This is a genomic window from Streptomyces sp. NPDC006711 (assembly GCF_042869775.1).
Lineage (GTDB): Bacteria > Actinomycetota > Actinomycetes > Streptomycetales > Streptomycetaceae > Streptomyces.
In genome coordinates, this window is record NZ_JBIAGO010000003.1 from 568828 (window position 1) to 584130 (window position 15303).

Annotated in this window: 15 protein-coding genes; 8 read left to right on the plus strand and 7 right to left on the minus strand. The window is 71.5% G+C overall.

The window, feature by feature from the left end:
• Positions 1–57 precede the first annotated feature (57 nt).
• Together ACFYM2_RS10255 and ACFYM2_RS10260 are read right to left on the minus strand one after the other, a co-directional pair.
• Positions 58–1533: a condensation domain-containing protein gene (locus ACFYM2_RS10255; protein WP_388834996.1), complete on the minus strand. Its 1476-nt coding sequence runs from the start codon at positions 1531–1533 to the stop codon at positions 58–60.
• A gap of 412 nt (positions 1534–1945) precedes the next feature.
• Positions 1946–2353, minus strand: coding sequence for a hypothetical protein (locus ACFYM2_RS10260; protein WP_388834999.1), 408 nt, complete (start codon positions 2351–2353; stop codon positions 1946–1948).
• A gap of 171 nt (positions 2354–2524) precedes the next feature.
• Between ACFYM2_RS10260 and ACFYM2_RS10265 the strand changes: the two genes are divergently transcribed.
• Complete coding sequence (locus ACFYM2_RS10265; RefSeq protein WP_358999107.1) at positions 2525–3019, plus strand: NUDIX domain-containing protein; 495 nt, start codon at positions 2525–2527, stop codon at positions 3017–3019.
• Positions 3020–3027: 8 nt separating this feature from the next.
• Here ACFYM2_RS10265 and ACFYM2_RS10270 read toward each other — a convergent pair whose 3' ends face one another.
• The 3 genes from ACFYM2_RS10270 to ACFYM2_RS10280 all read right to left on the minus strand — a co-directional run bounded on the left by ACFYM2_RS10270 (position 3028) and on the right by ACFYM2_RS10280 (position 4906).
• The gene (locus ACFYM2_RS10270) at positions 3028–3315 is read right to left on the minus strand and encodes a hypothetical protein (protein WP_358999110.1); all 288 of its coding nucleotides are present in this window, start codon (positions 3313–3315) and stop codon (positions 3028–3030) included.
• A 245-nt stretch (positions 3316–3560) separates the two neighbouring features.
• A complete protein-coding gene (locus tag ACFYM2_RS10275) occupies positions 3561–4274 on the minus strand; it encodes a hypothetical protein (RefSeq protein ID WP_358999113.1) in 714 nt (237 codons plus the stop codon).
• Positions 4271–4906, minus strand: coding sequence for a hypothetical protein (locus ACFYM2_RS10280; RefSeq protein WP_358999116.1), 636 nt, complete (start codon positions 4904–4906; stop codon positions 4271–4273). The genes ACFYM2_RS10275 and ACFYM2_RS10280 overlap by 4 nt, the downstream gene beginning before the upstream one ends.
• A 301-nt stretch (positions 4907–5207) precedes the next feature.
• Here ACFYM2_RS10280 and ACFYM2_RS10285 point away from each other — a divergent pair, with 301 nt between their 5' ends.
• Together ACFYM2_RS10285 and ACFYM2_RS10290 are read left to right on the plus strand one after the other, a co-directional pair.
• A complete protein-coding gene (locus tag ACFYM2_RS10285; RefSeq protein ID WP_350228843.1) occupies positions 5208–5447 on the plus strand; it encodes a chaplin in 240 nt (79 codons plus the stop codon).
• Between the two features lie 121 nt (positions 5448–5568).
• A complete protein-coding gene (locus ACFYM2_RS10290; RefSeq protein ID WP_388835002.1) occupies positions 5569–7452 on the plus strand; it encodes an ABC transporter ATP-binding protein in 1884 nt (627 codons plus the stop codon).
• A 48-nt stretch (positions 7453–7500) separates the two neighbouring features.
• Here ACFYM2_RS10290 and ACFYM2_RS10295 read toward each other — a convergent pair whose 3' ends face one another.
• A complete protein-coding gene (locus ACFYM2_RS10295; RefSeq protein WP_388835005.1) occupies positions 7501–8109 on the minus strand; it encodes a TetR/AcrR family transcriptional regulator in 609 nt (202 codons plus the stop codon).
• Positions 8110–8197: 88 nt separating this feature from the next.
• Here ACFYM2_RS10295 and ACFYM2_RS10300 point away from each other — a divergent pair, with 88 nt between their 5' ends.
• Together ACFYM2_RS10300 and ACFYM2_RS10305 are read left to right on the plus strand one after the other, a co-directional pair.
• The gene (locus tag ACFYM2_RS10300; protein WP_358999125.1) at positions 8198–8635 is read left to right on the plus strand and encodes a DUF4345 domain-containing protein; all 438 of its coding nucleotides are present in this window, start codon (positions 8198–8200) and stop codon (positions 8633–8635) included.
• Positions 8636–8840: 205 nt separating this feature from the next.
• Positions 8841–9953, plus strand: coding sequence for an alpha/beta hydrolase-fold protein (locus tag ACFYM2_RS10305; protein WP_358999127.1), 1113 nt, complete (start codon positions 8841–8843; stop codon positions 9951–9953).
• A gap of 137 nt (positions 9954–10090) precedes the next feature.
• On the opposite strand, the gene ACFYM2_RS10310 is transcribed toward ACFYM2_RS10305, so the two are convergent.
• Positions 10091–10750, minus strand: coding sequence for a peptidylprolyl isomerase (locus ACFYM2_RS10310; RefSeq protein ID WP_388835009.1), 660 nt, complete (start codon positions 10748–10750; stop codon positions 10091–10093).
• Between the two features lie 206 nt (positions 10751–10956).
• Between ACFYM2_RS10310 and ACFYM2_RS10315 the strand changes: the two genes are divergently transcribed.
• The 3 genes from ACFYM2_RS10315 to ACFYM2_RS10325 all read left to right on the plus strand — a co-directional run bounded on the left by ACFYM2_RS10315 (position 10957) and on the right by ACFYM2_RS10325 (position 15019).
• The gene (locus ACFYM2_RS10315) at positions 10957–11340 is read left to right on the plus strand and encodes an SH3 domain-containing protein (RefSeq protein WP_358999132.1); all 384 of its coding nucleotides are present in this window, start codon (positions 10957–10959) and stop codon (positions 11338–11340) included.
• 270 nt (positions 11341–11610) lie between these two features.
• On the plus strand, positions 11611–13338 hold the full coding sequence (locus ACFYM2_RS10320; protein WP_388835013.1) for a TIGR03767 family metallophosphoesterase: 1728 nt from the start codon (positions 11611–11613) through the stop codon (positions 13336–13338).
• 145 nt (positions 13339–13483) lie between these two features.
• Positions 13484–15019 carry an FAD-dependent monooxygenase gene (locus ACFYM2_RS10325; RefSeq protein WP_388835016.1) on the plus strand — a complete coding sequence of 512 codons (1536 nt, stop codon included), beginning with the start codon at positions 13484–13486 and terminating at the stop codon, positions 15017–15019.
• Positions 15020–15303: the final 284 nt, after the last annotated feature.

The window sequence follows — 15303 nt, forward strand, 5'->3', positions numbered from 1 at the left end:
CCTTTCCCTTTCCGCGCCGGCCCTGCTAATAAAGATTCCACCCGTTTTCGCACGGGCTCACAGCGACAGCTGGGACGCCTCGCTGCTCAGCCTCGGCGCGGGGAGCGCGTGCTGCCCGCGCGACCACGCGGGCGGCGGCGCGAGCGCACCGCCCCGGGCGACCGAGGTGATGAGCTCCCGCAACTGCTCCACGTAGCGGTGGATGTTCTTGTGGGCGATCGCGGTGTCGGGGTAGCGGATGGCGAGTTGCAGTCCGCCGTGCAGCCGGGTGAACCACGCGCACACCTGGTCCCCGTAGGACACCCGCAGCATGGCGTACGCCCGCTGCTCGGCCCACTGCCGAGATCCCGGGATGTCCCGCGCGTCGACGAACGAGACGATCGAGTAGAGATCGGGGGAGGTGGGGCGGAAGTCCGAGCCGAGCAGACGCAGCACGCGGGCGATCGGCAGGTGCGCCAGGGACTTGTTGGCGCGCAGCGCGGACCGCACCATCGTCAGCGCGTCGTCGAAGCCCAGCGCCCCGGCGACCGGGATCTCGATCGGCGCCCCGCCGACGTACCACCCCACCGAGTCCGCCCAACGGGACTTGGCCCGGGTGTGCAGCGGGACCACGGTGCGGTAGACCGGGTCGCCGCCGATGTCGTGGACGATGAGGCTGGTGGCCGCCAGGACCCCGATCTGCCCGCCGCCGTAGGGCCGGCAGTACGCGGAGAACGCGGCGGCGTCGGCGTCGTCCACCAGCATCTCGTACAGCAGCTTCTGTTCGGGCAGCCGCCCGCCCGGTTCGAGGCCGAGGTCCACCGGGAAGGCGGGCAGCCGGCCGTCGCAGCGGGCGATGAACTCCCGCCAGCGCGCCACGATGGCGTGGGTGTCGTCGACCTGGTCCGCGCTGGCCCGCTCGATCTCGCAGAAGTCGACATAGCTGCCGACGGGGGCCGCCTCCTGGGCACGCTCCTGGGCGCCCGCCGCGTAGAGCTCGGAGATCTCGGCGGGGATGCGCTGGAGCGAGTACGCGTCGACGTTGCTGTGGTCGAACGCCATGTACACGCTGGCGCAGTCGTCCCTGACCACCGCCGTGTACAGGAAGTTGGGCCAGCGCAACGCGTCCGCCACGACGTCGAAGCGGTGCTGTAGGTGGAGGCTCAGTTCCTGGGCGTCGGGGAAGTCGCCCACCGTCTCCCGGCGCAGCGCCACCGCGTCGGAGGCCGCGGTGAAGCGGCGCATGTCATCACCGACCCAGCGGAAACCGCTGCGCAGCGTCTCGTGGCGCAGGGTCCAGGTGCGCAGCGCCGCTTCGAGCCGGTCGAGGTCGACGAGCCCCGGGATGTCGAAAGCGGCGCCCAGCCACGTGGGCACGAAAAGTCCGTCCTCCCGCACCGAACGGGCCGTGCGGATGTGTGACTCCTGCACGTAGGCGGGGGGACGGGAGTCGTCGGGCTGGCTGGTCGCGGCCTCGACCATGACCGGGTCCAGGGTCCATTCCACCAGCCGCCCGGGACGGACCTCGCAGCCGTGAATGTCGGTAATTCGCACGGGAGTCTTCCATTCACACGCTGTCGGGGAACACGAACGAGCTGCGGGCCTCACGGGGCCGGCGCCGACCGGGGACACGCGGCTGAACGCCCACGTCCAGCGGCCGCCGTCCGTGTGCGCGGTCCCCAACGCCCGCGGAAGGGGCTTCCGTTCGGGGTGCCAGGGGGCCGAGGGCGGCATCCGCACACCTCAGCTCAGGAAATACGGTCATGCGGTGACCAACGCGCCATGAGCGCTCTCAGGCACGCGGGACCACCCCAACGAGTCGTGTCCGTGGGGGCATACGTCATCGCGCCCCGCGCGCGACCCGGCGTGCGCGCCCGCTCCGCGCCGCGCGCGACAACGCCCGGCGCCCCGGCGCGGGGGCGGGCCGGGGCGCGGAAAATGCCGGGTGGGGGCGGTCGCGTCAGCCTCAGCCGATCCGCGGCATCGGCTTCAGCACCGCGAGGAATACGGGTGCGGGCGCGGGCGCGGGCGCCGACGCTGGCGCGGGCGCCGGCCTTGACTGCCCCGGCGCGTCCTTGCCCAGGGCGGAGAACTCCTTCGCCATCCGTGCCGCGTCGGCCTTCGCCTCGGTGGCCTCGGCCTTCGCCTCCGCGACATCGGCGGCCGCGTCCTTCTTCTCGCGGGCGACCAGCTCGTCGATGTCCCCCAGCACCCGCGCGAGCCAGGTCCTGACGGAGTCGTCGCCGGCCTTGGGGTCCGGCGCGCCGGGGGCCGGCACGGCGGGCGGGCGCGGGGCGGCATGAGCGGGCGCGGCCGTTCCCGTGGCGAGAGCGCCACACAGAACGATCGCGGCAGCGGTGGCACATCGGCGCATGGAGCGCTCCTCTTCAGGTTGACGGGATCCTCGGTCACCCCACTCTTGATCCACTGTTCGTCACCGCCGCCCCGAGGGCCACCCGGCCTCGCCGAACGAGTGAGGCCCGCCCCCACCGCCGCGAACGGGGCCGCCCGCCACTCCACCGGCGCAATCGTGGAGGATCGGACCATGGGCGAACTTGTGGAGCGGGTCGACGAACAGGACCGCGTCATCGGCGTGGTCGAGCGGAATCGGGCCGTGCGCGAGGGGTGGCTGTACCGGATGGCCATGGTGCTGTGCCGCGACGCGCGGGGACGCTACCTGGTGCACCGGCGCCCCGACACCAGCTCACGGTTCCCGGGCCAGTACAGCTGGCTGGTGGCGGGCGCGGTGGGGGTGGGCGAGTCCTACGAGGACGCGGCGCGCCGGGAACTGCACGAGGAGCTGGGGGTCGAGGCGGAGGTGCGGCCGTTGTTCCGATTCCTGTGCGAGGGCGAGCTGGGTCCCTACTGGTTCGCGGTGCACGAAGCGCTGGTGGAGGAGGGCGACGTGGCCCCCGACCCGGCCGAGGTCGCCTGGCACGGGTGGCTGACCGGCCACGAACTGCGGGAATCCATGGGGGCCTTGACGTTCGTCTCGGACAGCCGGGACGCCTATGGCCGTTACCTCGCCCTCACCGGCTGAGCGGAGCGTCAGGAGCGGTTGACCCGGCCGGCCACCGCGTGGCCGATCAGCAGGTAGACCACTGCGGGCAGGCCGTAGTTGACGATCGTGCGCCAGGTGTCGGACCTGATGTGGAACATGTCCCGCGACCAGCCCGAGAGCCAGTCGGCGGCGCTGCGGACCCACGACACGACGTCGTTGGCCGTGTTGGCGTCGACGAGGAAGAAGGCGATCCACAGGACCAGTATCAGGGCCATGATGTCCGCGATGACCAGGATGCCGGTCGCCGCGGGATTTCCGCCATAGCGTCTTGCCATGTCCAACTCCTCGGTGGGGTGCGGTGGTTGTGGCTGTGGTTGCTGTTGTAGGGGTGAGGTGGATGGGGTGTCGTGGACGGGTCTGACCGTTCAGGGACGCGGGTCGCCGTGCTGTGCGGTGCCGGGGACGGCACCGCACAGCACAGCGGGGTGTCCGGTGGGCGCCTCGCCCTGTCCGGTGTGCGCTCGCCGGAAGCCGGGAGCCGGAAGCCGGGAGGCGGAACCCGGGAGGCGGAACCCAGGAGTCAGAAATCGAGCAGGCGCTCGGCGAGCCGGCGGTATTCGCGCAGGGCCATGCGCAGGTCCTCGGTGGCCGCCCCGCCGGAGGCGTCCTGCCACTGTGCGCGCAGGGCGCCGCGCCGTTCGCCAAGGGACTCGATGATCTGCTCGGCGAGCGAGTCGACCGCAGAGGCGGCCTCCTCCACGGCCGCGCGCGGCTCGTCCACGAAGGTGCCGACCGCCTGCTGGAGGCTGTGCCGCAGCTTGTCGCGCTCGCCCGGCCGCAGCACGTCGGCCTCCCCGGCCCCGGCTCCGTACGCGCCCTCGTACCCCGGCGCCCCCTGCTCGGGCACGGTCCGGCCAGGGGCCACCCCCTCGCGGAGGTCCTGGCCGGCGGCGAACTCCTCGCGCGGGCCCTGCCCAGGGGCGGACCCCTCGCGGATGTCCTGGCCGACGGCGGGCGGCTCGCTCACTCCTCCCCCGTGAGCGCCCCGGTCGGCGCCCGGCCGGCCGGGCGCGGGCTCCTCGGGCGCGCCTGCCCCGGGCGGCCCTGCCGGGTCCGCCACGGCCGGGCCGACACCGGACCTCGGGTCACCCACGGCTGTGCCGGACGCGGACGGCTCGGACGCGCCCCGGTCGAATCCGGCCTGACCGGTCAGGGGCCGCTCGGGTATGGGCCCTGCGGGCGCGGACCGGTCCGACGCGGGACGCTCGGGTACGGGCTGATCGGCGTGAGTCATGATTCGCTCCCTCGGGCGATGTCACGGTGTCGCATTGCTTCCGGGGACGCGTGCCGGCCGCTTCGCGGCGGCAGCCCCCCGGCCTTGTTCCCACGGCGCTCCCCGGCGAGTACGGCGAAGAACTCATGGGCCCCTACGAGAGCTTCGCGCAGCTCTTCCGTACTGCGGCGGCGCCCATCGGCGTTGTGGGCCGCGCCCTGGATCCTGCGGTAACTGTCGAGGTGGTCGGGGTGGTGCACCGAGAGCGCCGCGAAGCGCTCCTCCGACGAGCCGTCCGGAAAGCCCCGCTCCTGGGCGAGCCGGCCGAGCAGCGCCTCCGCGTCGGCGACCGCCCGCGCGGGCGAGTCGACGAACTCCTCCTGGATCCTGGCCCATTCGGCGGCGTACCGGGCACGGTCCGCGGCCGACGGCGGCTCGACCTTGAGGCCGCCGTACCGGCGGACACGCTCATCAAGGTCCTTCTCCGCGGCCTTGACGTCGCCGTGGTGCTGGGCGACGGTCCGCTCGTACTCGGGCCCGAACCGGCGGCGCAGTCCGCCACCGCCCCGGCGTGCGCGGAGCACACCGATGACCACCGCCGCGACAACGATCACCACGATCGCTATCAGGATGATGACGACACCACTGGACATGGCCTGCCTTCCCGTCGGTGAACGGCCCCCTCTCCAGGGGGTCTCTCTACGTGTGGGCGCTGCGCGGCCGAATAAACCCCGGGTAAGGCAGGGGACTTCGGACCGGTGCGGCCAACTTCCCTGCGGGGCCGTCCCGGACACCCCGCGCCGCTCCCCTGCCGGGTCCGGACCGAGTGATCAACCTACGTACCGGTAACACATGATTCGCTCGCCCCCTCACCCCAACGGGTCACGCGACTTTCGCCGGACGGCAACCCCGGTGAGGCTTTCCATAAGCATTCCCCACAAACTGGAGGAAATCGTGCGTATCCGTTCCGCACTCGCCGCAACGTTCCTGGCTGCCACCGCCGTAATGGGCGCCGCGGGCGCCGCGTCCGCCGCCGACCCGGATCCGATCGGCGTCACCGGCAACTCCCCCGGCGTGCTGTCCGGTGACAACATCCAGATCCCCGTCGACGTCGACCTTCCCATCTGCGGCAACACCATCGACATCATCGGGCTGCTCAACCCGGACAGCGGCAACACCTGCAAGACCAACTGACCGGACCGACCGCGTCGCTCCGCCCCGGAACCGCATGCCCGGTTCCGGGGCACAGTCGCGCCCCGGCCGCACGCCGCGCACACGTTGACCTCAAGCGTGGTCGAGGTCGTACGTTCCTCGTATGAGTATGGAAGCCACCGCGTGGACACAGCTCCACAACGTCATGAACGCGCAGCAGGACAAGCGCCCCTTCAACCGGGCCACCCTGCGCCGCATCGCCGCGTTCGCCCGCCCGCACCGGCGGCGCATCGTCTACTTCCTGGTCGTGAGCGTCGCCACGGCCCTGCTCGCGGTGGCCACTCCGCTGCTCGCGGGACGGGTGGTCGACGCGATCGTGGGCGGCAAACAGAGCGGGACCGTCACCCGCCTCGCCCTGCTCATCGCCGTGATCGCCGTGGCCGAGGCAGCGCTCGGCATCGTGAGCCGGTGGCTCTCCTCCACCCTGGGTGAGGGTCTGATCCTCGGCCTGCGCACCGCCGTCTTCGACCATGTGCAGCGGATGCCGGTGGCGTTCTTCACGCGGACCCGGACCGGCGCGCTGGTCAGCCGTCTGAACAACGACGTGATCGGCGCCCAGCGGGCGTTCAGCAACACCTTGTCGGGTGTGGTCAGCAATCTGGTCACGCTGCTGCTCACGCTCGCCGTGATGCTCGGCATCTCCTGGCAGATCACCCTCCTCGCGCTGGTGCTGCTGCCCGTGTTCGTGCTGCCCGCGCGGCGCATGGGCACGCGGATGGCGCGGCTGCAACGGGAGGCGGCGGAGCACAACGCCGCGATGGGCACCCGGATGACCGAGCGGTTCTCGGCGCCGGGCGCGACCTTGATCAAGCTGTTCGGGCGCCCGGCCGACGAGTCCGCCGAATTCGCCGCGCGGGCGCGCCGGGTGCGCGACATCGGGGTCCGTACGGCGATGGCGCAGTCCGCGTTCATCACCGCCCTCACCCTCGTGTCGGCCCTCGCTCTCGCCCTGGTGTACGGGCTCGGCGGGTACTACGCGCTGCGCGGCACCCTCGAAGCGGGCTCGGTCGTCTCCCTCGCGCTCCTCCTGACCCGGCTCTACGCGCCGCTCACCTCGCTGGCCGGGGCGCGGGTTGAGGTGATGAGCGCGCTGGTCAGCTTCGAGCGGGTCTTCGAGGTGCTGGACCTGAAACCGCTCATCGCCGAGAAGCCGGGCGCGCGGGCGGTTCCCCCGGGGCCGGTGTCCGTGGAGTTCCACGAGGTGCGCTTCGGTTACCCGTCGGCCGACAAGGTCTCGCTCGCCTCGCTCGAAGAGGTATCGAGCCTGGACACCCGGGGCGGCACCGAGGTGCTGCACGGCGTCTCCTTCCGGGCCGAGCCGGGACAGATGGTGGCCCTGGTCGGCTCGTCGGGCGCGGGCAAGTCGACGGTGGCCCAGCTCCTGCCGAGGCTGTACGACGCCGACGCGGGCACGGTGCGCCTCGGTGGCATCGACGTACGGGACCTGACCGCCGACTCCATCCGGGACACGATCGGCATGGTGACCCAGGACGGCCACCTCTTCCACGAGTCGGTCCGCGCCAACCTGCTGCTCGCCCGGCCCGACGCGGTCGAGGACGACCTGTGGGACGCGCTGCGCCGCGCCCGTCTCGACGGCCTGGTCGCCTCCCTGCCCGACGGACTCGACACCGTGGTCGGTGAGCGCGGCTACCGGCTCTCGGGCGGCGAACGCCAGCGGCTCACCATCGCGCGTCTGCTCCTGGCCCGCCAGCGCGTCGTCATCCTCGACGAGGCCACGGCCCACCTCGACAACACATCCGAGGCGGCCGTCCAGGAAGCGCTCGGCGAGGCCCTTGAAGGGCGCACGGCGGTGGTCATCGCGCACCGGCTCTCCACGGTGCGCTCCGCCGATCTCATCCTGGTCGTCGAGGACGGCCGGATCGTGGAGCGCGGCACGCACGGCTCCCTGCTCGAACTGGGCGGCCGCTACCAGGAGTTGTACCGCACCCAGTTCGAACGTCCCGGCGGTGCGCCCGCGCTCGGCTGAGCGTGCGGCGCGCGGCCCGGGCCCGGCACATCCGCCGGGCCTCGCGGGTCAGCCGTCCCTGCCCCCAAGCAGCCGGTCGACGTCGGTGACGGCGCCCAGCGCCCCGCGCAGGGCGCCCACCGACATCGCGTGCAGCTCGGCCCGGGTGAACGGCTCGCCGTCCAGCCACTCCACGCACAGCGCGCGCACGAAGACCAGCCAGCTCGTCAGCGTGGCGAACACCGCCTTCCTCGCGGCGCCCTCAAGGCCTGTGGCGTCGAGTACGCGCCGGCTGAGCTCGGCGAGTTCGTCGTTGATGATCGCCTGGATCACCGGGTCGCCCGCGAGCACCCTGTTCGCGGCCAGCACCGTGTTCCTGTTCGCGGCGAAGTAGTCGAAGTGCAGATCGAGCCCGGCGGACAGCTGCTCCACGAGGGAGCCCGCCGGGTCGATCCGGGTTTCGGCCAGGAGCCGGTCGGATGCCTCCTGGAAGATCGCGGCGAACAGAGCGGTCTTGTTGGGGAAGTACCGGTAGAGCAACGCCCGGGAGATACCGGCCTGTTCGGCGACGTCCTCCATCCGGACGTCCGGGTAGGGGCCGGCCGCGAACAGGCGGGCTCCGACGTCGAGCAGCTGTCTGCGGCGCTCATCGGGGTTCATCCTGCGGCGCGCGGTCACCGGCCCCAGATTACTTGACGCGTGTCTACTGGCGAACTTATCGTCGCCTTAGTAGACACTTGCCTACTAAGGCGGAAGGGGACCGCACATGGCCAGGCTCCTGAAGTGGCTTTCCTGGGCGATGGGCATCGCCGACGTGGCGATCGGCGCCACCCATCTGGTGTTCGGCATGCGCACAGTGCCCGGAGCCGGCTCTCCGGGCCCCACCGTGGACAGCCTCATGCGCTTCTTCGCCGCGATCTTCCTCGGGTACGGACTGGCGTGGATCTGGGTGGCACGGCAGTCGCCGATCCCCTCGAAGGCCGTACGCCTGCTCGCCGGTGTCTTCTTCCTCGGCGGCGCGAGCAGGCTGGTGTCCTGGGCGGCCCTGGGGCGCCCCGACTGGTTCCAGCTCGTCCTGATGGGCGTCGAACTGGGCCTGCCGCCGCTCTACTTCTGGCTGGCGCCCGCCGACGAGCGGGCCGCCGCAGCCCGCCTCCACAAGGCCGAGCCGGCGGCTCGCACCGGCACCGGATCCACGCCGTAACGGGCGGCCCGCGCCGCCTGCGCCACCGAAGACGTGCCGCAAATCCACCCGATTCCGTACGCGAGTGAAAGGTGGACGATCGCAAGGGAACGGATCACGCCCGATCGCGGTCTACTTCGGTGCGCACCGCGAGGCGGTGCACCTGGACGACGCCCCCGGGGCGCCGCGTCCAGGACGACCTTTTGCAGAGAGTGTTCTGGATCCCATGGGGCTGACAAGTACCACCGCTCTGGCAACGGCCGTGCTCGCCACGGTCCTGCTGTCCCTCCTCGTCGTATGGCAGTGGCCACGGCTGGCGGGGCGCGGATGGCGGCCGGTGCTCGGCCGGGTGGGCATGATGTGCGCCGTCCAGCTGCTGCTCTTCTCCTCCGTGGGTCTCGCGGCCAACAAGACGTTCCTCTTCTACGACTCGTGGGCAGACCTGTTCGGCCGGCAGGACGGCGTGGGGGTCCTCGACGCGAAGGCGACCGCGAGCCCGGGGATAACGGTCGCCGGGAAGCAGAAGGTCGATGTGCCGGGCGCCGGGAAGCCGAGCATAGGCGGTGAGGTGCAGAAGGTCTCGGTGCAGGGAGAGCGCTCCCGCATCGTCACCCCGGCCTACGTCTATCTGCCGCCGGAGTACTTCCAGAAGGGCTACGAGCACACCTCGTTCCCGGCGACCGTGGTGCTGACCGGTTTTCCCGGCACCGCCGAGAACCTGATCAAGGGGCTGCACTACCCGAAGACGGCGTGGACCCTGTCCAAGCAGAAGAAGTCGCAGCCCATGATCCTGGTGATGATGCGGCCGACCGTCGCACCGCCGCGCAACACCCAGTGCGTCGACATCCCTGGCGGCCCCCAGACGGAGACGTTCTTCGCCGACGACCTGCGCAAGGCGATCTCCGGTACGTACCGCGTCGGCACCAAGGCCCGCAACTGGGGCTTCATCGGGGACTCGACAGGCGGCTACTGCGCCCTGAAGATCGCCCTGGAGCACCCCGAGGCGTACGCGGCCGGCGTCGGCCTCTCCGCCGACTACAAGCCGGACGTGGACATGCAGTCCGGTGACCTCTTCCACGGCAACAAGCGCGAGGAGAATCGTTCCGATCTCCTGTGGGCGCTCGACCACCTGCCGCAGGGCAACTCCTCCTTCCTGCTCACCACATCGCACCAGGGCGAGGGCAATTTCCGCGAGACGCAGAAGTTCATCGCGAAGGTCAAGCACCCCGCGCACGTCTCCTCGATCACGCTCGCGTCCGGCGGCCACAACTTCAACACGTGGCTGCGGGAGATCCCGCCGTCGCTGCAATGGCTGAGTGACCGCCTCGCCGCCGACTAGCGGCCGCGGAAAACACCGTTCCGAGCACCCCAGGGGCCGGGCGGCGAGCGACTTTCACGCCGCTCACCGCCCGGCCCCGTGCGTGGTGCGCGCGGGCCTGCGCCACGCACGAAGCCGCACCACGCACCGGGCCTCGATCACATCTTCTTGATCTGGACGCGCTTGATGTTCACCGGCAGCGTGGGGTAGCCGTCGCCGGGCCCGTTCTGGTCGTCCTCGCCGCCTGCCGCGATCTTCTGCAGCACGTCGAGCCCCGCCGTGACCTTGCCGAACGGGGTGTAGGCGGGCGAGAGCTTGGTGTCCTTCCAGACGAAGAAGAACTGGCTGCCATTGGTGTTGGGTCCCGCGTTGGCCATCGCCACCGTCCCGGCCGGATAGGTGGCCCCGGTCAGGTTCTCGTCCGGGAAGGAGTAGCCGGGCCCGCCGCTGCCCGTGCCGGTCGGGTCGCCGCACTGAAGGACGTACAGGCGCGCGGTGGTGAGCCGGTGGCAGTGCGTGCCGTCGAAGTAGTGCCGCTGGGCGAGGAAGCGGAAGGAGTTGGTGGTGCACGGCGCCTTGTCGGTGAGCGCCTTGAAGGTGATGGCGCCCTGGCTGGTGCGCAAGGTGGCGCTGAACGGCCTGGCCGCCTTGACCGGGTCGAAGTCCGGTATCCCCTTGTAGTTGTCGGCGGGGACGGCCGGAGTGTAGGCGCAGGCGGCCGCCGGCGCGGGGGCGGCGGCGGCCGCGCCGGCCTGCGTGGCCGTGGCGAGCGGGATCAGGACGACAGCGGCGAGCAACGCGCCTCTTCTACCGAGCATGTGACGGCATCCTTCCGAAGCAAGGGTGGTGACAGGGCCGCATCATTCCCTGCCGGGACGGCGCGCGCCCCACGAAAAGGCACATCAACTGCCCCGCGCGGAAAGGAAGTTCTTGGATCCGGGTGGAACGGATCGGTGCGATCGACTGTCTTACAGGGCGTACATCCCAAAGGGAATGAAAGGGGAACAGCGTGTACGTATCTGGCATGCGCCGCGTTGCCGTCGCGGGCGCCGTGGCGGCCCTCGCCGGCTCGGGAATCCTGCTCGGCGCCGGCGGCGCGTCGGCGGCACCGAAGGACTCCGCACCCTCCGTCCGGCAGGCACCCGCGCCCGCGTCCGCGCCCGCACCGGCCGCCGAACCCAAGGGCCGGGTCGTCGCCAACGGCGGCCTGTGGGTCCACCAGGAGGCGAACACCACCTCCAAGCGGATCACCCTGCTGCCCAACGGCACGGTCACCGCGCTCCAGTGCAAGAAGACCGGCCAGAACGTGGACGGGAACAGCCTCTGGTACCGGCTCGGAGCGGGCAGGGCCGGCTGGGTCGCCGCACGCTATGTGCAGAACCTGGCGCCCGTTCCGTACTGCAAGTGAGCCCGCCCGAGGCCTCAACGTGTCTCAACAGCCGCCTGACCAGCGGGCGTTGAGGCCTCGGTACGGCCGTTCCGCACCGTCGGCCGGTGGCGACGGCACCCCGTGCGGGGCGTCGTCGCCACCGGCCGCGCCGTCGCGCCGTCCTCTCTTGTTTCCCCCAAGTTTCCCCCCGGTGCCCGCACCGGCGAATACTCGCCAGTAGTGTGTGGCCGCGCGCCGTGCCCGAGGGCCGCGCGCCATCGACTGTCAGCACCAGCAGGGGGATTGCAGATGCGCGGGATGAGCCGCCGTCAGTTCGTTACGCGGATGTCCGCGGCGGCCGCGGGAGCCGCGTTGTGGTCGGCGACCGCGCAGGACCGGGCCATGGCGGTCACCGCCGCGCGTGCGGTGCGCACCGGCGGCACGACCCTGGAGCAGGCCGCGGCGCCCGTGGGCACCGGGGCGTACAAGCGCCTGGTGGCGGGGCCCGGCTGGCCGCTGGTGGTCCGGGGCGAGCTGGCGGGCGCCGTGACCGGGCGCGACGACCGCCGCACCGGGCTCGCCTCCTTCGTCCAGTTCACCGATCTGCACCTGGCCGACACCGAGTCGCCGGTGCGCTTCGAGTACTTGGCGCAGTACAACGACAGCGCCTACCGCCCGCAGGAAGCCCTCACGGTGCGCGGCGCGTCCTCTCTGGTGGAGCGCGTCAACGCGGTGCGCCAGGGGCCGTACACCGGACTGCCCTTCAGCACGGTGATGGCCACCGGCGACAACACCGACAACCACGAACTCATCGAACTCGACTGGTACTTGACGGTCATGAGCGGCGGCCGCGTCACCCCGAGCAGCGGTGACGCCACCCGGTACGAGGGTGTGCAGGATTCCGGCAGCGCCTCCTACTGGAACCCCGAGCTGTCCTTCCAGGACACCTACAAGGCCAAGGGACTCCCTCAGATCCCCGGCTTCCTGACGGGCGCCACCCGTCCCTTCGACGCGCCGGGGCTCGACATGCCCTGGTACACGACCGTCGGCAACCACGACGACAGCATCGAGGGCAGCCTGCCCGACCTCGGCCTCCTGAACGATCTGTACACCGGCGACCGGAAGATCGAGGGTTGCGACGACGCCACCGCGGCGAAGCTCGCCTACGCCCTGCGCCACGACCCGGCCCAGGCGGTGCTCCTGCTCGGCAAGCTGCTCGGCAACGGCGGCGCGATACGCAAGGTGACCCCCGACGAGCGCCGCCGGCCCTTCAGCCCGGCCGAGTTCGCCAAGGCACACCTGAACCCGGCGTACGCCGGAGCCGGGCCGGTCGGCCACGGTTTCACCTCCGACGCCGCGAGCAGCGGCCACCTGTACTACACCTTCCCGCTCGCCGATGGGGTGCTCGGCATCAGCCTGGACACCACCAACAGGGCCGGTTTCGCGGACGGTTCGCTCGGCACCGCTCAGCTCAACTGGCTCGAATCGGTCCTCAAGTCCCACAGCGGCCACTGGTACGACAGCGACGGGCACGTGGTGCGCGGCGGGTCGGGCGACTCGCTCATCGTGCTGTTCAGCCACCACACCAGCACCACGATGGGCAACCTGCTGCCGGACCCGTACCACCCGTTCGAGGGGCGTCACGACGGCAACGCCCTGGTCTCGCTGCTCCAGCGCTACCCGAACGTGGTGGCCTGGGTGAACGGACACACCCACGAGAACCGGATCACCCCGCACGGCCACGCGGTCCCCGAGCGCGCCTTCTGGGAGATCAACACCGCGTCGCACGTCGACTTTCCCCAGCATGCCCGGATCATCGAGATCGCGGACAACGGCGACGGCACGCTCTCCTTGTTCACGACCCTCATCGAGTCCGCCGCGCCCTACACGACGGATTTCGCCGACACCTCCGACCGCGGACTCGCCGCGCTGTACCGCGAGTTGGCGTACAACGATCCCTGTGCGACCCCGGCCGCCCGGCTCGGCGCCTCCATCGACCACAACACCGAGCTCCTGCTGGCGCGCCCTGGCAAGTGAGCCACGGCCGCACCGGGCCCACGGTCCACCCGCCCGCCCGTGTCGGCGGGGTGTCGGCGGTTGTCGGTCCGGTGTCGGCGGGGGCCGGCACCTTCAAAGGGGTCAGGCCGGGGGTCCACCCGGCCGTCGGTGAAGGGGACCCCTCATGCATGACGTAGTGATCGTGGGCGCAGGCCCGGTCGGCCTGTTCCTCGCCTGCGAACTCGGCCTCGCGGGCTGTTCCGTCCTGGTCCTGGAGCGGGAGCCCCAGGGCCGTTCCCCGCTCAAGGCGAAGCCGCTCGGGCTGCGGGGTCTGTCCGCCGCGTCGGTCGAGGGGTTCTACCGCCGCGGAATGCTGGACGACCTGGTGGCGGCCTCCGGTACGCACGAGGTCTTCGGCCCCGTCGCAGGACCGGGCACCTCCCCCGGCGCGGACACCCCCGGGGCCCCGCGCGCCGGGGGCCATTTCGCGGGCATGCTGCTCGACCCGGCGAAGGTCGATGTCACCGCCCTGCCGTTCTGGCTGCCGAGCCCGGCGCCGCTGCGCATGCCGACCGACCTCGAAGCGGTCGAGACCCTGCTGGCCGAGCGGGCCGCCCGGCTCGGTGTGGAGGTCCGGTACGGCGTCGCGGTGTCCGGCCTCACCCAGGACGACGAGGGTGTGGTGGCCCGGGCCGGCGAGGACGAGTACGCGGCGCGCTGGCTGGTCGGCTGCGACGGCGGCCGCAGCACGGTGCGCGGTCTCGCCGGCTTCGAATTCGCCGGCACCGGGCCGCAGTTGACGGGATACGTCCTTGAGGGCACGATCGCCGACTCCGAGGAGCTGAGCTTCGGGTTCGTCCCCACCCCCCGGGGCATGTACCTGCGGCTCGGGCAGGGATACATCGCCATGATGGACTTCGACGGCGGCGCGTTCGACCGCTCGCGGCCGCCGACCCGGGACCACCTCCAGGAGGTCCTGCGCCGCATATCGGGCACCGACGTGACCTTGAGCGACGTCCGCCTCGCCTCCAGTTTCACCGATCGCTCGATGCAGGTGCCGAGCTACCGGCGCGGGCGCGTCCTGCTGGCGGGGGACGCCGCCCACATCCACTCCCCGCTCGGCGGGCAGGGGCTCAACCTCGGCATCGGCGACGCCATGAACCTCGGGTGGAAGCTCGCGGCGACCGTGCGCAAGGACGCGCCGGATGGGCTGCTGGACACGTACAGCGCTGAGCGCCATCCGGTCGGGGCGGCCGTGCTCGACTGGTCGCGCGCCCAGGTGGCGGTCATGCAGCCCGGCCCGATCGGCCAGGCACTCAAGGGCGTGGTGCGCGACCTCATCGGGACCGGCGACGGCACCGCCTATGTGTTCACGCGGCTTTCGGGGACGTGGGTCCGCTACGACCTCGGCGACGAACACCCCCTGGCGGGGCGCAGCGTCCCGGACTTCCGCCTCAAGGACGGCAGGCACATCGGCGACCTGTTGCGGGACGGACGCGCGGTCGCGCTCGACTTCAGCACCGATCACCGTCTGAGCGGTTCGGCCAAGGACCGCGAGGGCCGGATCCGGTACGTGGCGGGCCCGGTTGACGACGACCTCGGCCTCGGCGCCGTCCTTGTCCGGCCCGACGGCGTGGTCGCCTGGGCGGGCGAGCGCGTCCCGGACCCCGTCGCGTTCGAGCGCGCGGCCGACCGCTGGCTCGGCGGGCCGGAAATCTGAGACCGGGCCCCAACACGTTTGGTGCGTACGGGAGTTGAAGCGCCGCCCGGCGTGCTGCGGATTCCGTACGTCGGCGTCCAGAATCCATCTGTACAGGGCCCCCGGGCGCTGCGAGGGTAAGGACGTACCGGACGGGGGCCCTCCTGAACGCCGGGGCGGGACCGCCCGATCCATCCGCACGGCACGCACCACCACGTACTCCCGGTGGGCAGGCGCATCCGGCAGGGCGACCGCGGGAGTTCCAGGCCGGCCTCGCCGCCACCGGGGAGGCGCCCGGCGAGGGG